17 protein-coding genes are annotated in these 21,607 nt (G+C 70.1%); 9 read left to right on the top strand and 8 right to left on the bottom strand.

All coding sequences use genetic code 11. From position 1 onward, the window contains the following. Nucleotides 1-112: 112 nt before the first annotated feature. Entirely contained in the window at nt 113-460 is a 348-nt protein-coding gene (locus BM109_RS01250) for a hypothetical protein (protein WP_093341198.1), read from the top strand. 82 nt (nt 461-542) lie between these two features. Here BM109_RS01250 and BM109_RS01245 read toward each other — a convergent pair whose 3' ends face one another. The 5 genes from BM109_RS01245 to BM109_RS01225 are packed head-to-tail and all read right to left on the bottom strand — an operon-like array spanning nt 543 to nt 4,313. Further along, nucleotides 543-1,388, bottom strand: coding sequence for a LytR/AlgR family response regulator transcription factor (locus BM109_RS01245; RefSeq protein WP_093339857.1), 846 nt, complete (start codon nt 1,386-1,388; stop codon nt 543-545). Then, nucleotides 1,385-2,503, bottom strand: a complete 1,119-nt coding sequence (locus BM109_RS01240; RefSeq protein ID WP_256222250.1) for a sensor histidine kinase — start codon at nt 2,501-2,503, stop codon at nt 1,385-1,387. Before BM109_RS01240 ends, BM109_RS01245 begins: the two co-directional genes overlap by 4 nt. Beyond that, a complete protein-coding gene (locus BM109_RS01235; RefSeq protein ID WP_093339854.1) occupies nt 2,500-2,793 on the bottom strand; it encodes a 2TM domain-containing protein in 294 nt (97 codons plus the stop codon). The genes BM109_RS01240 and BM109_RS01235 overlap by 4 nt, the downstream gene beginning before the upstream one ends. Further along, nucleotides 2,790-3,746: a sterol desaturase family protein gene (locus BM109_RS01230; protein WP_093339852.1), complete on the bottom strand. Its 957-nt coding sequence runs from the start codon at nt 3,744-3,746 to the stop codon at nt 2,790-2,792. Before BM109_RS01230 ends, BM109_RS01235 begins: the two co-directional genes overlap by 4 nt. A 45-nt stretch (nt 3,747-3,791) precedes the next feature. Beyond that, on the bottom strand, nt 3,792-4,313 hold the full coding sequence (locus BM109_RS01225) for a DUF6622 family protein (protein WP_093339850.1): 522 nt from the start codon (nt 4,311-4,313) through the stop codon (nt 3,792-3,794). Between the two features lie 332 nt (nt 4,314-4,645). On the opposite strand from BM109_RS01225, the gene BM109_RS01220 reads away from it, so the two are divergent. From BM109_RS01220 to BM109_RS01200, 4 genes are all read left to right on the top strand, one after another. Next, nucleotides 4,646-6,352, top strand: a complete 1,707-nt coding sequence (locus BM109_RS01220) for an efflux RND transporter periplasmic adaptor subunit (protein WP_093339848.1) — start codon at nt 4,646-4,648, stop codon at nt 6,350-6,352. A gap of 69 nt (nt 6,353-6,421) precedes the next feature. Beyond that, nucleotides 6,422-9,550: an efflux RND transporter permease subunit gene (locus BM109_RS01215; RefSeq protein WP_093339845.1), complete on the top strand. Its 3,129-nt coding sequence runs from the start codon at nt 6,422-6,424 to the stop codon at nt 9,548-9,550. Between the two features lie 703 nt (nt 9,551-10,253). After that, nucleotides 10,254-13,568 (top strand): efflux RND transporter permease subunit, encoded by a 3,315-nt coding sequence (locus tag BM109_RS01205; protein WP_093339842.1) that lies wholly within the window; start codon nt 10,254-10,256, stop codon nt 13,566-13,568. A gap of 44 nt (nt 13,569-13,612) precedes the next feature. Next, nucleotides 13,613-15,073: an efflux transporter outer membrane subunit gene (locus BM109_RS01200; protein WP_093339840.1), complete on the top strand. Its 1,461-nt coding sequence runs from the start codon at nt 13,613-13,615 to the stop codon at nt 15,071-15,073. A gap of 126 nt (nt 15,074-15,199) precedes the next feature. On the opposite strand, the gene BM109_RS01195 is transcribed toward BM109_RS01200, so the two are convergent. After that, the gene (locus tag BM109_RS01195) at nt 15,200-15,565 is read right to left on the bottom strand and encodes an SPW repeat protein (protein WP_093339837.1); all 366 of its coding nucleotides are present in this window, start codon (nt 15,563-15,565) and stop codon (nt 15,200-15,202) included. Nucleotides 15,566-15,651: 86 nt separating this feature from the next. Further along, entirely contained in the window at nt 15,652-16,518 is an 867-nt protein-coding gene (locus BM109_RS01190) for a MurR/RpiR family transcriptional regulator (protein ID WP_093339835.1), read from the bottom strand. 173 nt (nt 16,519-16,691) lie between these two features. Between BM109_RS01190 and BM109_RS01185 the strand changes: the two genes are divergently transcribed. From BM109_RS01185 to BM109_RS01175, 3 genes are read left to right on the top strand one after another with little or no spacing between them, the layout of a single operon-like run. Continuing rightward, entirely contained in the window at nt 16,692-18,026 is a 1,335-nt protein-coding gene (locus BM109_RS01185) for an aspartate aminotransferase family protein (protein WP_093339832.1), read from the top strand. Between the two features lie 54 nt (nt 18,027-18,080). Beyond that, nucleotides 18,081-18,980: an amino acid ABC transporter substrate-binding protein gene (locus BM109_RS01180; protein ID WP_093339830.1), complete on the top strand. Its 900-nt coding sequence runs from the start codon at nt 18,081-18,083 to the stop codon at nt 18,978-18,980. Between the two features lie 16 nt (nt 18,981-18,996). After that, a complete protein-coding gene (locus BM109_RS01175) occupies nt 18,997-19,659 on the top strand; it encodes an aspartate/glutamate racemase family protein (RefSeq protein ID WP_093339827.1) in 663 nt (220 codons plus the stop codon). On the opposite strand, the gene BM109_RS01170 is transcribed toward BM109_RS01175, so the two are convergent. Further along, a complete protein-coding gene (locus BM109_RS01170; RefSeq protein ID WP_093339825.1) occupies nt 19,651-20,559 on the bottom strand; it encodes a hypothetical protein in 909 nt (302 codons plus the stop codon). The genes BM109_RS01175 and BM109_RS01170 overlap by 9 nt on opposite strands. Before the next feature lie 206 nt (nt 20,560-20,765). Here BM109_RS01170 and BM109_RS01165 point away from each other — a divergent pair, with 206 nt between their 5' ends. Further along, nucleotides 20,766-21,593 carry an undecaprenyl-diphosphate phosphatase gene (locus tag BM109_RS01165; RefSeq protein ID WP_093339823.1) on the top strand — a complete coding sequence of 276 codons (828 nt, stop codon included), beginning with the start codon at nt 20,766-20,768 and terminating at the stop codon, nt 21,591-21,593. The last annotated feature ends 14 nt before the right edge of the window (nt 21,594-21,607 follow it).

The raw sequence follows: 21,607 nt of genomic DNA, 5'->3' as shown, positions 1-21,607 counted from the left end.
TCAGGTTACCTTTGGCAACGCTCTTCACAATGCGGCGGGCAACCACTTTGCATTTGGCGCGTTCAATACGTACATGGGCAGTGAATGCCTTCCCTACAAGGAGTCCAACATCATGAGCGTCACCCGTTCTACCTTCTTCAAGTGGGCCGCCGCAGGCGTCGTCGCCGCCGGTGCCCTGTTCGCGGCCACCTCGGCCAGCGCTCGCGGCGACGTGAGCTGGTCCATCGGCGTCGGCGTCCCCGGCGTGGCGGTGGGCGTGGGCGGCCCCGCCTACTACCCGGCACCGGTCTATGCGCCGCCGGCCCCCGTCTACTACGCCCCGCCTCCGCCGGTGTACTACCGCCCGCCGCCGGTCTATTACCGTCCGGCCCCGGTGTACTACGCGCCGCCGGCCTACTACGGCCCGCGCTATTACGGTCGCGGCTACTACCGCGGTCATGGCCACGGCCACTGGCGCTGAAATGCCACGCTGAATGTGAGCAAATGAAAAAGCCGGTTCCTCGGAACCGGCTTTTTCTTTGGGCGACGCATCGGCCCGGATTTCACATCGCGCGAAACAGGTGGGCGTAGAGCCGGCTGACCGGTATCCGCTCGGGCCGCCCGCGCAGGTCGAGGGCGAGCTTGCCGGCCTCGTCGCGGTGCACCGCCTCGATGGCCGAGGCGCGCACGACCACCGCCCGGTGCACCTGCCAGAAGGTCTGCGCATCGAGCTGCGGCAGCAGCTGCTTGAGCGGCGTGCGGATCAGGTATTCGTGGTCGGCGGTCAGCACCCGCAGGTATTTGTCGGCCGCCTCGAAATACAGCACCTCGTCGATCGGCACCATGCGCACGGTGCTGCCGCCGGCGTCGCTGGCGGCGATCATGCGCAGCGGCGCGGCCGGCGATTCCGGCAGCGGCGCGCCGGCGCCGCCCGCGGCGGCCAGCACCTCGCGCCAGCGCGCCAGCGTGCGGTCCAGCGCCTCGTCGGCCGGCGTTTCGGCCGCCGGCCGCGCGGCCAGCGCCTGTTTCAGCCGCGCCACCGTCTTGCGCAGCCGCTCGGGCTGCACGGGCTTCAGCACGTAGTCGATCGCTTGGGCCTCGAAGGCACGCGCTGCGTACTCGTCGTAGGCGGTCACGAAGACCAGTTGCGGCATCGGCGCTTCGTCCGTGGGCCAGGCGTCGGCCAGCTCGGTGGCGGCGCCCAGGCCGTCGAGGCCAGGCATGCGGATGTCGAAGAACAGCACCTGCGGCAGCAGCCGCAGCGCCTCGCGCACGGCGCTGCGACCGTCGCCCGCGATGGCGACGATCTTCAGCTCGGGCCAGGCGGCGGCCAGCTCGGCCTTCAGCGCCTGCGCGAGCAGCGGTTCGTCCTCGGCGATCAGCGCGGTGGGGATGGCGGCAGTGTTCATGGCGTGGGGGAAGCGGCCGGCGCGTCGCCGGTGGAGGAAGCCTGCAGCGGAAAGCGCAAGGTGGCGCGGGTGCCCGTGTGCTCGCCGGGCGCGAGCGTCAGGGTGGCGCGCGGGCCGTAGACCGTGGTCAGCCGTTCGCGCACCTGTTCGAGGCCGAAGCCGCCGCCGTCCCGCGACGTCGACGGCGATGCGGCATCGAGCCCGACGCCGGTGTCGCTGAGTTCGATCACCAGCAGGTCGCCCTCGCGGCGCGCGCGCACCGCGATCTCGCCGCCCTCGACCTTGGGCTCGAGGCCGTGGCGGATGCTGTTCTCCACCAGCGGCTGCAGCAGCAGCGGCGGCACCGGCACCTCGCGCAGCTCGGCCGGCAGCTCGAGCGCGTAGCGCAGCCGCTCGCCCATGCGCACCGACATCAGCTCGAGGTAGTCGGCCAGCCGGTCGAACTCGGCCCCCAGCGGATGCGCGAGCGTGCGCGAGCCGCTGAGGGTGACGCGCAGGTAGCTGTTGAGCCGGTCGAGCATGGCCACGGCGCGCGGCGGATCGAGCGTGATCAGCACCCGCAGGTTGGCGAGCGTGTTGAACAGCATGTGCGGTTCGAGCTGGGTCTCGAGCAGCTTGAGGCGCGCTTCGGTCGCGTCGCGCCTGGCTCTCTCGATCTGGCCCTGCAGGTGCTTGCTCTTGCCGAGGCTGTAGAAGAAGAAGCAGGCGCCGGCGGTGGCGACCAGGGTGATGGTGAGCGTGGTCGCCAGCTTGTGGCCGCGGTAGTCGAGGAAGTCGAGCAGGGGGGCGCCGCTCCAGGCGTCGCCGATCAGGTTGCCGAGCAGGAAGCCGGCGGTCACGCCGAAGCCGATCAGCGCGATGCTCTGCGTGCCATGCGGCCAGAGCACCTCGCGGTGGCCGCTCATCAGCAGCCGGCCGCCATCGATGCACAGCCAACTGATCAGGCCGATCGCCATCGAATAGACCATGTGGTTGGCCCAGCTGCGGCCGCTCGAGATGCTGAGCGCGGCCGCGATCAGGCAGCAGAAGACGGCGGTGATCAGCCCGTGCCGCAGCAGGTCGCGCAGGTTCTCGATGCCGAACCTGGGGCGGGCGGCGGCAGGGGCCTGGTTCAACGGCGCTCCCCGGCGGCCAGCGCGCGGCGTTCGCGTTCGACCAGGCGCTCGTAGAAGTCGCCGCCCGGCGCGATGAACCAGATCACGGCGCCGTGCACCAGCAGGCCCAGGCCCCAGCCCATCAGCGGATAGACGGCCCAGGTGTGGCCCTTCGACGCCGACAGCGCGACCAGCCCGAGGTTGACCAGCACGTAGACGAAGGCATGGATGTACCAGCCCATCTTGGCGCCGGCGCGGCGGCGGGCGCGCTTCTCGAGTTCTGCGGGAGAGGGGGACGAGGACGTGTTCATGACAGCTCCTTGATCTGAACGGGAATGAAATCGGGGGTGGGAGCGGTGGCGGCGTGCGCCGGGGCCTCGACGGCCGCACGCCGGCGCAGCTCCTCGGTGGTCTCGCCGGGCCCGTCGGGGTTCCAGCCCGGCGGCTTCACGAGGTAGCCGACGAAGGCGCGCACCGAGCGGGCCGAGGCCAGGTCCTTGAACAGCGCGCGCCATTGGCTGAACTCGATCTCGAGCAGGTTGTACGAGGTGATCGGCTTCACGAGGCCGTAGCGGCAGGGCAGGTCGGTGCGTTCGGGGATGTAGGTGCCGAACAGCCGGTCGAACACGATCAGCACGCCGCCGTAGTTGCCGTCGAGGTACTCGAGGTTCGATGCATGGTGCACGCGGTGCGCCGAGGGCGTGTTGAGCACCCATTCGAGCGGCCCGAGCTTCGGGATCCAGGTGGCGTGGATCCAGAACTGGTAGAGCAGGTTCAGGGTCAGCATGATCAGCACCACGCGCGGCGGCATGCCCAGCAGCGGCGCCAGCATGAAGAAGGCCAGCGTGCCGGTGAGCTTGCCGGTCCAGCCGAAGCGGTAGGCCGCCGACAGGTTCAGCTCGTTGGGCGAGTGGTGGATCGCATGGGTGCACCAGAACCAGCGCACCCGGTGCGCGGCGCGGTGGTACCAGTAGTAGCAGAACTCCTGGCCGATGAAGCAGGCGGCCCAGCCGGTCCAGTGGTCCATCGGCAGGGTGATGACGCGGTGCGCGTAGAGCCAGTCCATGGCGCCGACCCAGAAGGCCAGCGGCAGCAGCCAGCGCAGCGGGTATTCGCGCACCAGGAAGTCGAACACCGAGATGCCGGCCGCCTTCCAGTCGTAGCTGCGCCAGCCGTTGCGCCACGAGAGAACCAGCGCTTCGGCCAGCGAGGCGATCAGCACCACGGACACCGAGATCTTGAGGATCAGCACGAGGACGGACATGGCGCTTCCTGCAGGCGGATGGGGAGGGAGTGGACGGCGGCGATCTTAGGCGGCGCCGGCCCGGCTGGCCATGGCGTCGGTGGCGATCGCCAGCTTCCACAGTCTCAGGGCGCGGGCCGCGAAGACGCCGCTGAAGGCGCCGTACAGCACGGGGATCGCGACCGCGAACACGCTGTCGTGGCGCAGCTCGGGGTGCATGACCAGCGCCACGCCGACCACGTACTTGGTGAAGAAGATGCCCATCATCAGCGCCAGCGGCACCGCGCTGCCGGCCAGGTGGAAGCGGCGCGTGGCGGCGTCGTAGCGGGTGCTCGCGGGCAGCGGGCGCCGCAGCACCAGCGCGATCATCACGGCCGCGGCGGCGGCCCAGCCGAGCAGGGCGCCGAGCGAATCGCCGAAGGCCGAGGCCACGCCCATCAGCGACAGCGCGCCCATCGCGAGCGGCATCAGCGTGATGCGCGTCAGGCTCACGCTCCCCGACAGCAGCTGCTTGCTGCCGAGCCAGACCAGGAGCACGAAGACGGCGAACACCCACTTGGGCGTGTGAAGAAGGATCTGGATCAGCATGGGGTGGCTCCTTGATCGGTCGAGGGTGGAAAGGCGGCCGGAAAATCCGGGAGAAACGATGGATGCCCGAGGGCGTTGGAGCGGACTTTGCCGGCGCGCTCGCAGGGCCGCCACGGCCGTGCGATGAAATGCGGGGGCGCGGCGCGAAGTGCGTGCCGGCGGCGCCAAATGCGGCCGGACGCGGCGCGCGGGCGGCACGGAATCCGGTGGGCCGCGGCCCGCCGCCCCCGAAGTCGAAAGCTTTACCGTCGCTTTACGGCACAGCAAACTCTGCATACACCTTTCGGCGCTGTACTCTAGGCCGCAACCCGTTCAGGCTCTACTTGCTTCCCATGGACCCCCACACCCCTGTTCCCCCGCCGGCCGCCGCATCGCCCACGCATCCCCCGGTCCGACGCCGCCGCTGGGTCGGCAGCCTGATCGCGCTGTTATTGCTCGTGGCCCTGGGCGGCGGTGCCTGGTACCTGGTGCAACGCGCGAAGACGCCAGTGGCCGGCCCCGGTGCCGGACCGGGCGGCCCCGGTGGGCCGGGCGGTCCTGGCGGCCGGCGCGGCGGCGGTGGCGGCGGTGCCGCTTCCAGCACCGTCGGCATCGCGACCGCGCGGCAGGCCGACATCCCGATCCAGCTCGAGGCGCTCGGCACCGTCACGCCGCTGGCCAACGTCACCGTGCAGCCGCAGGTCTCGGGCGTGCTGACGCAGGTGCTGTTCCAGGAAGGCCAGATGGTCAAGAAGGGCGACGTGCTCGCCACCATCGACCCGCAGCCCTACCAGAACGCGCTGGCCCAGGCCACCGGTGCGCGCCAGCGCGACGAGGCGCAGCTCGCCGCGGCGCGCGTCACCCTGCAGCGCTACCAGACCCTGCTGGGCCAGGACTCGATCGCGCGCCAGGACGTCGACACCCAGAGCGCGCTGGTCAAGCAGCTCGAGGGCACGGTCGCGATCGACCGCGCCAACGAGAACTCCGCGCGGCTGAACCTGACCTGGACCCGCATCGCGGCGCCGGTCGGCGGCCGCATCGGCCTGCGGCCGGTGGACGTGGGCAACTACGTCTCGACCGGCACCAGCGGCGGCATCGCCGTCATCACCCAGATCGCGCCGATCGACGTCGTGTTTTCGGTGCCGCAGGACCGCGTGCCCGAGGTGCAGGAGCGCCTCGCCGCCGGCGCCAAGCTGCCCGCCACCGCCTTCGACCGCACGCGCGTCAAGCAGCTCGCCACCGGCAGCTTCTCGACGCTCGACAACCTGGTCGACACCCAGACCGGCACCGTCAAGGCCAAGGCGCGCTTCGTGAATGCCGACGGCGCGCTGTTCCCGAACCAGTTCGTCAACCTGCGCCTGCTGCTGCGCACCGTGACCAGCGCCGTGGTGGTGCCGGTGACGGCCATGCGCAACGGCCCGAACGGCGACTACGTCTATGTGCTCAACGCCGACAACACGGTGTCGCAGCGCGTGGTGACGCGCGGCGAATCGAGCGTCGACAACATCGCGGTGACCGCCGGCCTGAATGCCGGCGAGGTGGTCGTGACCGAGGGCGGCGACCGCCTGAAGGACGGCGCGCGCGTGCAGACCCAGGCCGACCGGCCCGCGGTCGCTCCCGGTGCCGCCGCCAATGGCCAGCACCGTGGCGGGCGGCGCCAGCGCGAGGGCGCGCAGGGTGGCGCCCAGGGCGGGCAGGCACCGGCCGGTGGTGCCGCGTCGTCCGCCGCGCCCGCGGCCGGTGGCAACGCCGCGCCCACGCCGGGCACGGCTCCCGCAACGACCCCGGCCCCTGCGGCCGCGCCCGCCACCGGCGTCCAGCCGGCCGCCCCCGCCGCCGCACCCACGGCGGCCGCCCCCAGGCTCCCCACCGCCGAGCAGCGCCAGCGCATGCTCGACGCCGCCAAGGACGACCCCGAGCAGCTCGAGCGCCGCAAGCGCTTCCTCGAACAGCTCGACCGTGGCGATCCGGCCGCGCTCGAACGCTGGCAGCGCATGGCCGAGCGCCAGGGCCAGGGCGGGCAGGGCGAGGGCCGCCGCCAGGCGCCGCAAGGCCAATGACGCGCCGGCCTTCCGCCACGGCATCCACCGCCGCGCCGCCCGCAGCGCCCTCGACGACGAATTGATCCCATGAGCCCTTCACGCCCGTTCATCCTGCGGCCGGTGGCGACCTCGCTGCTGATGGTCGCCATCGTGCTGGCCGGCCTGGTGGCGTTCCGCTTCCTGCCGCTGTCGGCGCTGCCGCAGGTCGACTACCCGACGATCCAGGTCCAGACGCTCTACCCGGGCGCCAGCCCCGAGGTGATGAGCAACACCGTCACCGCGCCGCTCGAACGCCAGTTCGGCCAGATGTCGGGGCTCGACCGCATGAGCTCCACCAGTGCGGCGGGCGTGTCGATCATCACGCTGCAGTTCACGCTGGGCCAGACGCTCGACGTCGCCGAGCAGGAGGTGCAGGCCGCGATCAACGCCGGCGGCTCGCTGCTGCCGGCCGACCTGCCGGCGCCGCCGGTCTACGCCAAGGTCAACCCGGCCGACGCGCCGGTGCTCACGCTGGCGATCACCTCCGACACCCTGCCGCTGACCGAGGTGCAGAACCTCGTCAACACGCGGCTCGCGCAGAAGATCAGCCAGGTCTCGGGCGTGGGGCTGGTGTCGCTCAGCGGCGGCCAGCGGCCCGCGGTGCGCATCCAGGCCAACACCCAGGCGCTGGCGGCCAACGGCATCGGCCTCGACGCGCTGCGCACCGCGATCAGCGCGGCCAACTCCAACGGCGCCAAGGGCAGCTTCGACGGCCCCAAGCGCGCCTACACCATCAATTCGAACGACCAGCTGCTCACGGTCGACGACTACAAGAACCTGATCGTCTCGTACAAGAACGGCGCGCCGATCCGCATGGTCGACGTGGCGCGCGTGGTCAACAGCGCCGAGAACAACCAGCTCGGCGCCTGGGCCGGCACCAAGGCCGCCGGCGATGCCGAAGGCACGCTCACGCCCGCGATCATCCTCAACGTGCAGCGTCAGCCCGGCGCCAACGTGATCGCCACCGTCAACGCCATCAAGGCGCAGCTGCCCGAGCTGCAGGCCGGCATGCCCGCGGGCCTCAAGGTCGAGGTGCTGAGCGACCGCACGGCCGGCATCCGCTCGTCGGTCGAACACGTGCAGATGGAGCTGGTGCTCGCCGTCGTGCTGGTGGTGCTGGTGATCTTCGCCTTCCTCGGCAGCCTGCGCGCCACCGTCATCGCCAGCATCGCGGTGCCGATCTCGCTGATCGGCACCTTCGGCCTGATGTACCTGCTGGGCTACAGCCTCAACAACCTGAGCCTGATGGCACTGACCATCGCCACCGGCTTCGTGGTGGACGACGCGATCGTGATGATCGAGAACATCGCGCGCTACATCGAGGAGGGCGAGAAGCCGCTGCAGGCCGCGTTCAAGGGCGCCACCCAGATCGGCTTCACCATCATCTCGCTGACGGTCTCGCTGATCGCGGTGCTGATCCCGCTGCTGTTCATGGGCGACGTGGTCGGCCGGCTGTTCCGCGAGTTCGCGGTCACGCTGGCGATCACGATCCTGATCTCGGCCGTGGTGTCGCTCACGCTGGTGCCGATGATGTCGGCGCGCTGGCTCAAGCACGAACCCAAGCGCGATCCCGCCAGCCACGGCATCGCCGCGCGCGCGCAGCGTTTCTTCGACGGCGTGATGACGCGCTACGACCGCTCGCTGCACTGGGTCATCGACCACCAGGCGCTCACGCTGCTGGTCGCGCTGCTCACCCTGCTGCTGACCGTGGCGCTCTACCTCTCGATCCCCAAGGGCCTGTTCCCGACCCAGGACACGGGCCAGCTGCAGGCGCGCATCGAGGCCGCGCAGGACGTCTCGTTCGACCGCATGTCGCAGCTGCAGCAGCAGGCCGCGCGCGCCGTGCTGGCCGACCCCGACGTCGAGAACCTCAGCTCCTTCGTCGGCGTCGACGCCGCCAACAACACCATGCTGCACACCGGCAGCATGCTGATCAACCTGCGCCGCGGCCACGACAGCCAGCAGGCCGTGATGGACCGCCTGCGCGAGCGCGTGCGCGGCGTGGCCGGCGTGACCCTCTACCTGCAGCCGACGCAGGACCTGACCATCGATGCCGAGACCGGTCCCACGCAGTACCGCGCCTCGCTCGAAGGCGTGGACGGCGCCGCCATCACCGACTGGATGCAGCAGCTGGTGGCCAAGCTGCAGGCCGAGCACGGCGACAAGGTGCGCAACGTCAGCAGCGATGCCGGCGCCCAGGGCCTGGCGGCCTTCGTCAACGTGAACCGCGACACCGCGGCGCGGCTGTCGATCACCGCGAGCACGGTCGACGACGCGCTCTACAGCGCCTTCGGCCAGCGCATCGTCTCGACCATCTTCACCGAGACCAACCAGTACCGCGTGATCCTCGAGGCCCAGCCCGGCATGGTGAACACGCCGCAGACGCTGGGGCAGCTCAACCTGATCGCGGGCTCGGGCACCGCGACGCCGCTCTCGGCCATCGCCGACATCAGCGAGCGGCAGGCGCCGCTGCAGATCACGCACGTGGCGCAGTACCCGGCGAGCACGCTGAACTTCGATACCGCGCCGGGGGTGGCGCTCGGTTCAGCGGTCGACACGATCCGTGCGACGGCGAAGGAGATCGGGTTGCCGAAGAGCATCACGATGACCTTTCTCGGGGCCTCGGGGGCCTACGAGAAGTCGCTGTCGAACCAGCTGTGGCTGATCCTGGCGGCGGTGGTGTGCGTGTACATCGTGCTGGGGGTGCTGTACGAGAGCTACGTGCATCCGCTGACGATTCTGTCGACCCTGCCATCCGCGGGGGTGGGGGCGCTGCTGGCGTTGATGGTGACGGGCAACGACCTCGGGGTGATCGGGATCATCGGGATCATCCTGCTGATCGGGATCGTGAAGAAGAACGCGATCATGATGATCGACTTTGCGATCGATGCGGAGCGCACGGAGGGCAAGTCGCCCCGGGAAGCGATTCATCAGGCGGCGTTGTTGCGGTTTCGGCCTATCTTGATGACTACGCTGGCTGCTCTGTTTGCTGCTGTGCCTTTGATGTTCAGTTTCGGCGATGGTGCTGAATTGCGGCGTCCTTTGGGGCTGGCTATTTTTGGGGGGCTGATCGTTAGTCAGCTGCTGACTTTGTTCACTACGCCTGTTATTTATTTGGCGTTTGATCGGTTGGGTGGGGCTCGGCGGTCGGGGGTGGTTGAGGAGGAGGCGGTTTGAGTTTCCTCTCTCGTTCGGCTGCTTTGTGTTTTTGTGCTGCTTCTCCTGCGGGGGCTGTTGGCCGGGAATTCGCCCCGGCGGGCGAGTCACTTTCTTTTGTCTCGCCAAAAGAAAGTAACCAAAGAAAAGGCGACCCCACTGTCTGTGTCCCTTCGCTTCGCTACGGGCAACCTGCGGTGCTCGGGGAAAGCGGGGGTCCGCAGAACTCGCTGCGCTGCGCTCCGCTCAGACAGCTGCGGCCCTTATCCCGCTTTCCCCTGCGCTCCTCGGCACAGCCAGAGGGGAGTGGGTCGGGCCATCGCTGCGCTCGGCCCAGCATGCCGAACAGGCCTTCGCTTCGCTCGGCCGTGGTGAAAGGTCCTGGGCCTGCGCGTCCCTACACCCCACACAAGGACGCGCCATGGCGCGTTGACCCTGATCCCCTCTGGCTGCGCCGAGGAGCGCAGCGTTTCGCGGATCAGGGCTCGCAGCTGTTTGAGCGAAGCGAGTTCTGCGAGACCCCGCGAAACGCGAGCACCGCAGGTTGCCCGCAGCTTCGCTGCGGGTCGCAGACAGTGGGGTCGCCTTCTTTTGCTTACTTTTCTTGGCGAAACAAGAAAAGTAAGTCGCCCGCCGGGGCGAGACCCGGCCAACGCCCTCTGCAAGAGGCAGACCGGCAGCAAGCCAACACACCAAAGCAGGAAATCAAAGAAGGAGGCAAGAGATGAACCTCTCCCGCCCCTTCGTCCGCCGCCCCATAGGCACAGTCCTCCTCACCATCGGCATAGCCCTGGCAGGCATCGCAGCCTTCTTCGTCCTCCCGGTCTCCCCGCTACCGCAAGTCGACTACCCCGTCATCTCGGTCCGCGCCTCCATCCCGGGCGCCAGCCCCGAGACCATGGCCACGAGCGTCGCGACGCCCCTCGAACGCCACCTGGGCACCATCGCCGGCGTCAACGAGATGACCTCGACCAGCTCGGTCGGCTCCACCCGCGTCACCTTGCAGTTCGACCTCAGCCGCAACATCGACGGCGCCGCGCGCGAGGTGCAGGCCGCGATCAACGCGAGCCGTGTCGACCTGCCCGCCACCCTGCGCAGCAACCCGACCTACCGCAAGGCCAACCCCGCCTCGTCGCCGGTCATCATCCTGGCGCTGACCTCGAAGACCAAGACCCCGGGCCAGATCTACGACGCCGTGTCGAACATCGTGAGCCAGCGGCTGTCGCAGGTCGACGGGGTGGGCGACGTGGAGATCGGCGGCGGCTCGCTGCCGGCGGTGCGCATCGAGCTGCTGCCGTTCGCGCTCAACCGCTACGGCATCAGCACCGAGGACGTGCGCGCCGCGATCCAGGCCTCGAACGCGAACCGGCCCAAGGGCATGGTGCAGGGCGACGGGCGCAAGCTGCAGGTCTATACCCAGACGCCGGCGCTGCGCGCGAGCGACTACGCCTCGATGCTGGTGGCCTGGCGCAACGGCGCGGCGGTGCGGCTGGCCGACGTGGCCGAGGTCTACGACGGCGTCGAGGACACGCGCACGCTGGGCCTGTTCAACGGCGAGCCGGCGGTGATCGTGCTGATCACGCGCCAGCCCTCGGCCAACATCATCGAGACGGTCGACGGCGTGCGCGCGCTGCTGCCGGAGCTGCAGTCGCAGCTGCCGCCCGACGTCGAGCTGCGCGTGGCCTCCGACAGCACCAGCTCGATCCGCGCCTCGCTGCACGAGGTCGAGTTCACGCTGGTGGCCTCGGTGCTGCTGGTGGTGCTGGTGGTCAGCCTGTTCCTGCGCAGCGCGCGCGCCACCGTCGTGCCTGCCGTGGCCACGGTGGTCGCGCTTCTCGGCACCTTCGGCGTGATGTACCTGCTGGGCTTCAGCCTCAACAACCTGAGCCTGATGGCGCTCACGGTGGCCACGGGCTTCGTGGTCGACGACGCGATCGTGGTGCTCGAGAACACCAGCCGCCACATCGAGGCCGGCATGACGCGCATGAAGGCCGCGCTGCTCGGCGCCAAGGAAGTGGGCTTCACGGTGCTGTCGATCAGCGTGTCGCTGGTGGCGGTGTTCATCCCGCTGCTGTTCATGGGCGGCCAGGTCGGGCGGCTGTTCCGCGAGTTCGCGGTCACGCTGTCGGCGGCGGTGATGATCTCGCTGGTCATCTCGCTGACCACCACGCCGATGATGTGCGCCTGGCTGCTCAAGCGCGGCGGCGAGGCCGACAAGACCAGGCCGCCGGGCCGCTTCGCGCGCTGGTCGGAACGCGGCTACGAGTGGGTGCTCAAGCGCTACGAGGTGAGCCTCGACTGGGCGCTCGGCAGCAAGGCGCTGGTGGCGCTGATCCTGCTGGCGGTGATCGGGCTCAACGTCTACCTGTTCAGCGCGGCGCCCAAGGGCTTCTTCCCGCAGCAGGACAGCGGCCAGCTCAACGGCGGCCTGCGTGCCGACCAGAGCATCTCCTCGCAGGCGCTCGCGGCCAAGCTGCGCGAGGTGGTCGACATCATCCGGCGCGATCCGGCGGTCGACACCGTCACGGGCTTCATCGGCGGTTCGCGCGCGGGCGGCGGCTTCATGTTCGTCAACCTCAAGCCCGCGAACCAGCGCACCGAGAGCGGCATGGCCGTGATCGCGCGGCTGCGGCCGCAGCTCAACCAGGTGACCGGCCTGCGCGTGTTCCTCAACACGGTGCAGGACGTGCGCTCGGGCGGGCGCTCGAGCAACTCCACCTACCAGTACACGCTCAAGAGCGACAACCTGGCCGACCTGCGCACCTGGGCCGGCAAGCTGGCCGACGAGCTGCGGCTGCAGCCGAACCTCACGGACATCGACACCGACCAGGACCAGAACGGCGTGGAGACGGTGGCCGAGGTCGACCCCGACAGCGCGCGCCGGCTCGGCCTGACCTCGCAGGCGGTGGACAACGCGCTCTACAACGCCTTCGGCCAGCGCCAGGTGGCGACCATCTACACCGAGCTCAACCAGTACCACGTGGTGATGGAGTGGGCGCCGCGCTACACGCGCAGCCCGAATTCGCTGCGCGACGTCTACGTGCCGGCCACGCGCACCTCGGTGGTGGCGGGCCAGACCGTGACCACGCAGGTGGCGGCCAACGGCACGACCAACCAGTCGACCTCGGTGGCTACCAGCAACACGGCCACGGGCTCGAAGACCGGCACCGCGTCGACCGCCTCGAGCACCACGCCCACGGTGCCGGTGTCGGCCAACGCGGGCTCGCGCAACGCCTCCACCGGCAACGTGCTGAGCAACACGCCGACCACGCTGGTGCCGCTGTCCTCGGTGGCGAAGTTCGTCGAGCGCTCGGTCGCGACCTCGGTGAGCCACGAGGACGGCGAGCTCGCGACCACCATCTCGTTCAACCTGGCCGAGGGCGCCAACCTCGGCGATGCGCGCGAGGCGATCGCCAAGGCCGAGGCCAACATCGCGATGCCGATCAACGTGCGCGGCGCCTTCGCGGGCACGGCGCTCGCGGCGCAGCAGTCGCAGGGCCAGCAGGCGATGCTGATCCTGGCCGCGCTGGTGGTCATCTACATCGTGCTGGGCATCCTCTACGAGAGCCTGGTGCACCCGATCACCGTGCTGTCGACGCTGCCCTCGGCCGGCGTGGGCGCGGTGCTGGCGCTGCTGATGTTCCGCATGGAGTTCTCCATCATCGCGCTGATCGGCGTGTTCCTGCTGATCGGCATCGTGAAGAAGAACGCCATCCTGATCATCGACTTCGCGCTCGAGGCCGAGCGCTCGCGCGGCCTGAGCCCGCTGGAAGCGGTGCGCGAGGCCTGCCTGCTGCGCTTCCGCCCGATCCTCATGACCACCATGGCGGCCGCGCTCGGCGCGCTGCCGCTGGCGATCGGCTTCGGCGAGGGCGCCGAGCTGCGCCGGCCGCTGGGCGTGGCGATCATCGGCGGGCTGATCGCCAGCCAGGTGCTGACCCTGCTCACCACGCCGGTGGTCTACCTGCTGCTCGACAAGCTGCGCCGCCGCGGCGCCGACGAAAGCCACCTGAGCCGCACCATGGAGGTCCAGCCATGACCGCAACGACAAAGACACCACGGCCCGCACGCGCCGTTCGAAGAATGCCCGCCTCCCTGTTCCAGACTCCCTTCTTTCCGAAGCGCATCGCGCTGGCCGCGACGCTCGCCGCGCTGCTCGCGGGCTGCGCCGTCGGCCCGGCCTACCAGGTGCCGGCTGCCGTGTCGCCCGCGGGCTGGAAGGAACAGAAGACCGCGGAGGGCTGGCTGCCGGCCGCGCCGGCCGACACGCTCGAACGCGGCGAATGGTGGAAGCTCTTCGGCGACCCGGTGCTCGACGAGCTCGCGGGCCGGGTGCAGGTGTCGAACCAGAACATCGCGGCCGCGGTCGCCAACTACGCGCAGGCCCAGGCGCTGGTGCGCGGCGAGCGCGCGGCGCTGTTCCCCTCGGTCTCGCTGAGCGGCAACGGCAAGCGCAGCGGCAACATCGGCGGCGACAGCAATGCCTCGAACGCCTTCTCGGCCACGCTCGCGGCCGACTGGTCGCCCGATGTCTGGGGCCGGCTGCGCGCGGCAGTCAGCAGCGCGCAGGCCAATGCGCAGGCCAGCGAGGCCGACCTCGCGGCGGCGCGGCTGTCGGCGGTGGGCGAACTGGCCACCAACTACTTCTCGCTGCGCGAGGCCGATGCCGAGATGGTGCTGCTCGACGAGACCATCGAGGGCTACCAGCGCGCCTACGAGATCACCAACAACCGCTATCAGGCCGGCATCGCCGCGCAGACCGACGTGCTGCAGGCGCAGACCCAGCTCGTGAACGCGCGCGCCGACCGCGTCGGCCTGCAGCGCACGCGCGCCACCTACGAGCATGCGATCGCGGTGCTGGTGGGCGCGGCGCCGGCCGACTTCAGCCTGGCGGCCGCGAAGTGGACGCCGACGGTGCCGGGCGTGCCGACCGGCGTGCCCTCGACGCTGCTGCAGCGCCGGCCCGACATCGCGGCGGCCGAGCGCTCGGTGGCCGCGGCCAATGCGCAGATCGGCATCGCGCGCGCGGCCTACTTCCCGAACTTCGGCCTCAATGCCTCGGTGGGCAGCAACGCGAGCAAGGTCAAGGACCTGTTCAATGCCTCGAACACGCTGTGGGCGCTCGGGCTGTCGGTGGCGCAGGTGGTGTTCGACGCGGGCGCCATCGGCGCCAACGTCGACTCGGCGAAGGCCGGCCACGAAGCGGCCGTGGCGCGCTACCGCCAGACCGTGCTGACGGCCTTCCAGGCGGTCGAGGACCAGCTCAGCGCGGGTGCCACGCTGGCCCAGCAGGAAGGCCTGCGGCGCGAGGCCTCGGCCGCGGCCGACAAGACCGAGCAGCAGCTGCTCAACCGCTACCGCGCGGCGCAGGTCAGCTACACCGAGGTCGTGACCGCGCAGGTCGCCGCGCTCAATGCGCGGCGCTCCCTGGTGCAGCTGCAGGTCAACCGCCAGTCGTCGGCGATTGCGCTGATCCAGGCGCTCGGCGGCGGCTGGCAGGCCGAGTGGCTCGCGGACGCGGGCACGCAGCCGGCCACGCGCTGATCGCGTCGGCAAGGCGGATCGGGGAAAGGTCGCGGACGCGCGCGGCATCGCGCGCGTCCCTGGAGTCGCCGCCGCGCCGCAATTCATCCGGCGGCCGGCGGCGTTCGGGAAAGGACCTTCAGGGCCTCAATGGGCCGGGCGGTCCGTCATGCCGCCCAGGTAGTCCTTGTCGGTCACCAGCACCCACAGTGCCAGCACCAGGATCGCCGCGGCCGCGAGCACCGCGTTGACCAGCGCCACCTCGAGCCCGCCGAAGCCCAGCACCCACGGCGACACCGCGAGCCAGACCGCGAGCGCGACCTCGGTCCACTCCTCCCAGGCCTGCGGCACGAAGGTCGCGCCCAGTGCCACGGCACCGAGCACGAGGCCGGTACCGATCGCGCCCCACATGGCGAGCGTGTGGCCCTGGAAGCCCAGGACCCAGGGCGAGACGATCAGCCAGACGCCGAGGACGGCGTTGACCGGGTCTTGCCAATGCTTCACTTGCTTCATGGTCTTTACCTCCTGTCGCGGCAACAGCAGGACGCGCGACCGCGACCGGGGTTGGACTGCCCGGCCTCGCCAGGGGTTCCGCGCGATCAACCGCCGCGCGCCACCGGCGGCACCAGGTAGGCCCCCGACTCGAACAGCTGCGCCTCGGCCTGGTCGATGCGCCGGATCACGGCCTTGCCGGCGCGGCTCGCGAGCAGCTCGACCAGCGCCTCGGCCACGGCCACGCCGGCGGCCACCGAGGGAAAGAACGAGGGGCTATGGATGGTGAACAGCAGGGTCTCGTCGGCGCGCAGCGAGAGCGGCGAGCCGAGGCTGTCGGTCAGCGCCACGATGCGGCTGCCCGCGGCCTTGGCGGCCTCGGCCACCTGCAGCGCCTCGCGCGAGTAGGGCGCGAAGCTCGCGATCAGCACCACATCGCCGCGCCCGAAGGCGCGCTGCTGCATCTCGAGCGTGCCGCCCTGGCCGTCGACCAGGTGCACGCTGCCGCGAAAGAGCCGGTACACGTAGACGAAGGAGAAGGCGATCGGGTAGCAGGCGCGAAAGCCGGCCGCGTGCACCGCCGGCGCCTTCTCCATCAGCGCGCAGACCTTCTGCAGCGCCTGTTCGCTCTGCTGCTGCGTGGTCTCGAGGTTGCGGCGCTGCACCTCGAACATCTCGCCGGTCAGGCCGCGGTCGCGCGCGCGGCCCACCAGCTGCTGGGCGCGCGCGCCGTAGGCCTCGGCGCCCAGGCCCATGTCGGTGGCGAAGGCGGCCTTGAGCTGCGGCCAGCCGTCGAAGCCCAGCGTCTGGGCGAAGCGCACCAGCGTGGCGGGCGTGCTCTGCGCGCGCGTGCCGATGCCGCGCATCGAGCCCGTGACCACCTCGTTCGGATGGTCGAGCACGTAGCGCGCCACCTGCTGCAGCGCGGGGCTCAGGTCGTCGAAGCGCTGGCGGATCTGGTCTCTGGCGCCCATGGCGTCGTTCCTCTTGGTCTCTGGCGTTGGAACGAATGTACCGGAGGCGCGCCCGCTGTTCCGGGCGGGGGCTGGAACAGGCGAAACGAGTAGAACAGTTGACGGAACAAATGTTCCAATAAATAATTAGCTCGAAACGTTGGTTCCAAACTCCCCCAGCCTGTCCTCACGCCATGACGCACGTCTTCCACCGCCATCTCCGCCAGACCCCGCCCGTCGCCATGGGCTCGCACGGCCTCTACATCCGCGACGCCGAGGGCCGCGAATACCTCGACGCCTCGGGCGGCGCGGCCGTGTCCTCGCTGGGCCATGCGCATCCCGAGGTGCTGGCCGCGATGCATGCGCAGATCGACCGGCTGGCCTATGCCCACACCAGCTTCTTCACCAGCGAGGTGGCCGAGCGCCTGGCCGACGAGCTGATCGGTGCGGCGCCCGAAGGCATGAGCCATGCCTACCTCGTGAGCGGCGGCTCCGAAGCGGTGGAGGCGGCGCTCAAGATGGCGCGCCAGTACTTCGTCGAGATCGGCCAGCCGCAGCGCACCCACTTCATCGCGCGGCGCCAGAGCTACCACGGCAACACGCTGGGCGCGCTCGCGGTCGGCGGCAATGCCTGGCGGCGCGAGCCCTTCGCGCCGATCCTGGTGCCGGCCACGCACGTGTCGCCCTGCTATCCGTACCGCGAGCAGCGTGCCGACGAGGGCCCGGCACAGTACGGCCAGCGGCTCGCGAACGAGCTCGAGGCCGCGATCCTCGCGCAGGGTGCCGACCGCGTGATCGCCTTCGTCGCCGAGACCGTGGGCGGTGCCACCGCCGGCGTGCTGGTGCCGGTGCCGGGCTACTTCCAGGCGGTGCGCGCGGTCTGCGACAAGTACGGCGTGCTGCTGATCCTCGACGAGGTGATGTGCGGCATGGGCCGCACCGGCACGTTGCATGCCTGCGAGCAGGAGGGCGTGGTGCCCGACCTGATGACCATCGCCAAGGGCCTGGGCGGCGGCTACCAGCCGGTGGGCGCGGTGCTCGCGCAGCGCAGGGTGGTCGAGGCGATGTCGCAGGGCAGCGGCTTCTTCCAGCATGGCCACACCTACCTCGGCCATCCGATGGCCTGCGCCGCCGCGCTCGCGGTGCAGCAGACGATCCGGCGCGAGGGCCTGGTCGCGAAGGTGCGCGATGACGGAACGGCCTTCGGCGCGATGCTGGCCGACGCGCTCGGCGCCCATCCGCACGTGGGCGACATCCGCGGCCGCGGCTTCTTCTGGGGCCTCGAGCTCGTGGCCGAGCGCGCGGGCAAGACGCCCTTCGATCCGGCGCTCAAGCTGCATGCGACCGTCAAGAAGGAGGCGATGGCGCGCGGGCTGCTGTGCTATCCCTTCGGCGGCACGGTCGACGGCCGCCAGGGCGACCACGTGCTGCTCGCGCCGCCCTTCGTCGCCACGCGCGACGAGCTGCGCGAGATCGCCGCGCGGCTCGCGGATGCCATCGACGCGGTCACGCGCCGCGCCGCGGGCTGAGTCCGCGCTTCTTCCTTCCTTTTTCCTTCACCCACCGCCTCGAGGAGCACCTCCATGCCCAAGCCACGCCTGCCGTTTTCCTTCCTGCTCGCTGCCGCCCTCGTGCTGCCGGCGCTCTGCGCGAGCGCGCAGGAGAGCGACACCCTCGCCAAGATCAAGGCCAGCGGCGCCATCACCTTCGGCTACCGCGAGTCCTCGTTCGGCTTCTCGTACCTCGACGGCAACCTCAAGCCCGTGGGCTACAGCATCGAGATCTGCAAGCGCATCGTGGAGGCGGTGAAGAGCGAACTCAAAATGCCGGCGATCGAGATCCGCTACCAGGCCGTGACCTCGGCCAACCGCATCCCGCTGGTGCAGAACGGCACGGTCGACATCGAGTGCGGCTCCACCACCAACCTGGTCGAGCGCCAGAAGCTGGTGGCCTTCTCTCCGGACATCTTCCGCTACAACGTGCGCATGCTGGTGAAGGCCGATTCGGGCATCAAGAGCATCGCCGACCTGCAGGGCAAGACGGTGGTGACCACCACCGGCACCACCTCGTTCCGGCTGCTGCGCGAGGCCGACAAGGGCAAGAACCTCGAGGTCACGAGCCTCGGCGGCAAGGACCACAGCGACTCCTTCCTGCTGGTGGAGAGCGGCCGCGCGCAGGCCTTCGTGCTCGACGACATCCTGCTGGCCGGGCAACTCGCGAACGCGCGCAACCCGAAGGACTTCCTGATCACCGGCGAGAGCCTGCGCACCGAGAACCAGTCGCTGATGTTCCGCAAGGACGATCCGGCTTTCAAGGCCATCGTCGACCGCGTGGTCTCGGGCATGATGAAGTCCGGCGAGATGGAGACGCTCTACGGCAAGTGGTTCACCTCGCCCATTCCGCCCAAGGGCATCAACATCAACTACCCGCTCAACGCCGAGACGAAGGAAGCCTTCGCCAATCCCTCGTCGAAGGGCATCTGAGCCGCATCACGTCCCCATGACCCGCATCGCCCTGATCCACGCGCTCGCGCATTCGGTCGCGCCCATCAACGACGCCTTCGCGCGCGACTGGCCGCAGGCGCTGCGCATGAACCTGCTCGATGACAGCCTGTCGGCCGATCTCGCGCGCGACGGGCGCGGGCTCGACGCGGCCATGCACGAGCGCTTCCAGCGGCTCGCGCAGTACGCGGTCGACACCGGCGCCGAGGGCATCCTCTTCACCTGCTCGGCCTTCGGTTCCTGCATCGAGGCGGTGGCGCGGCGCCATGCGACGCTGCCGGTGCTCAAGCCCAACGAGGCGATGGTGGAGGAGGCGGTGCAGGCGCTGCGCGAGGCCGGCCCCGGCGCGCGGCTCGGGCTGATCGCGACCTTCGCGCCCACGCTGGCCTCGATGCCGCCCGAATTTCCGACCGGCATCGCGTTGGTGCCGGCACTCGCCGAAGGGGCGCTCGAGGCGCTCAACGCGGGCGACGGGGAGCGGCACGATGCGTCGATCGCCAGGCAGGCCGAGGCCTTGCGCGCGCAGGGCTGCAGCCACATCGCGCTCGCGCAGTTCAGCATGGCCCGCGCACGCGCGGCCTGCGAACGGGCCTCGGGGCTGCCGGTGCTGACCACGGTCGACAGCGCGGTGCGCGCGCTGCGCCGACGCACCTCAGGCTGAACGGTCGCCGCGCAGCAGGGTGTAGATCGCGGTGGCCGCGATCTGCGCCGCGTCGCTGCGGCCGAGCGCGCGCATCCGGCCGGTCTCGCGGTCCACGGCCTGCAGGCCGGCGGCCATGCGGCGGTAGATTTCGGCCGAGGGCATGGCGCCGCTGGTGCCCAGCGCGTCGCAGTAGGTCTCGACCAGCAGCTCGTTGAGGCGCTCGCACTCGGCGTTCGAGAGCTTCATCGCGTCGCCGTCGAACAGCGTCGCCACCGCGTGCATCAGGTAGGCCTGGGTCTCGAGCGAGAAGCCCTGCTGCCGCACGCAGTCCTCCATCGCGCTCCAGAAGTAAGGGCCCGAGGTGCGGCGCCAGCTCTCGAGGATGCGGCGCGCGCGCGCCGTGAGGTCGGCCTGCGGATCGCGCGGGCCGCAGGGCCGCAGCGCCAGGCCCTGCAGCGCCAGCGCATGGGCGGCGTCGGCACCGCCGAGCAGGAAGCTCCAGAGCTGCCAGCGCGCATACCACTTGTGGTCGTGGGCGGGGTCGAGCGCCTGCGTCAGGCCGCGTTCGATGTATTCGGCGGCGCCGGCCATCTGCCAGGCCATGTGGCCGTCTTCCAGGTCCAGCGGCTGCAGCCGCTGCGACAGCCGGTCGGCCGCGACCTGGCCCTCGGCCACCAGCGTGGCGCCGCGGCCGCAGCGGTCGATCTCGCCGAGGCAGCGCGCGAGCCGTTCGAGTTCGCCGGTCGAGGCGCCCGTGGCGCGGGCGGCGCGGCACAGCGCGGCCTGGCGTTCGGCCTCGCGGCGGCGCGCATCGTGGCGCGCATGCGCCGCATGGTCGTCGGCGGTCGACGCGTGCTCTTCGAGGCACAGCAGGTGTTCGTCGGCGTCTTTTTCGCGCTCGGGCGCGGGGGCGAGCATGCAATGTCCTTCGGTTGGCCGCCGGCGTGGGGCGTCGGCGCGGTTGGACTGTGACCGTGCCCGGCGGTAGGCGCCATCCCCCAAACTAGGTATGTCATAGAACGATACGAAAATCGGCCGGAGACCGGCACCCGCGACCCTCCGGAGCCTGAACCGGACCTGACCGGCTCCCTCGCGATAATTGCCGCTCTTTCAAGGAGTACGCGTTGGATATCGTTCTGTTGGTCAAGGCCGCCGTCATGGGCATCGTGGAGGGGCTGACCGAATTTCTCCCGATCTCGTCGACCGGCCACCTGATTCTTGCGGGCTCGCTGCTCGGCGGCTTCGACGACGAGCGCGGCAAGGTGTTCGAGATCGCGATCCAGACCGGCGCGATCTTCGCGGTGATCATGGTCTATTGGCAGAAGATCCGCTCGACCGTGGTGGCGCTGCCGCGCCAGGCCAAGGCGCAGCGCTTCGCGCTCAACGTGCTGATCGGCTTCCTGCCCGCGGTGGTGCTGGGCCTGCTGTTCGGCAAGGTCATCAAGGAACACCTGTTCACGCCGGCCGTGGTGGCCAGCACCTTCATCATCGGCGGCTTCATCATCCTGTGGGCCGAGAAGCGGCCGCCGGGCTCGGTGCGGGTCGAGAACGTCGACGACATGACGCCCTGGGACGCCCTCAAGGTCGGCCTGGTGCAGTGCTTCGCGATGGTGCCGGGCACCAGCCGCAGCGGCTCCACCATCATCGGCGGCATGCTGCTGGGGCTGTCGCGCCAGGCGGCCACCGACTTCTCGTTCTTCCTCGCGATCCCGACGCTGATCGGCGCCGGCGTCTACAGCCTCTACAAGGTGCGCTCGCTGCTGTCGGTGGCCGACATCCCGCTGTTCGCGGTCGGCCTGCTGTTCTCGTTCCTGAGCGCCTGGCTGTGCGTGCGCTGGCTGCTGCGCTACATCAGCTCGCACAGCTTCATCCCGTTCGCCTGGTACCGCATTGCCTTCGGCATCCTGATCCTGGTCACCGCCTGGCAGGGCTGGATCGTCTGGGCCGAGTAAGGCCTTAGCTTTTC

The sequence above is a fragment of the Variovorax sp. PDC80 genome (assembly GCF_900115375.1).
Classification (GTDB): Bacteria; Pseudomonadota; Gammaproteobacteria; order Burkholderiales; family Burkholderiaceae_C; genus Variovorax.
Note: the sequence above shows the minus strand (reverse complement) of the source record. Positions and strands in the feature narration are given on the sequence as shown.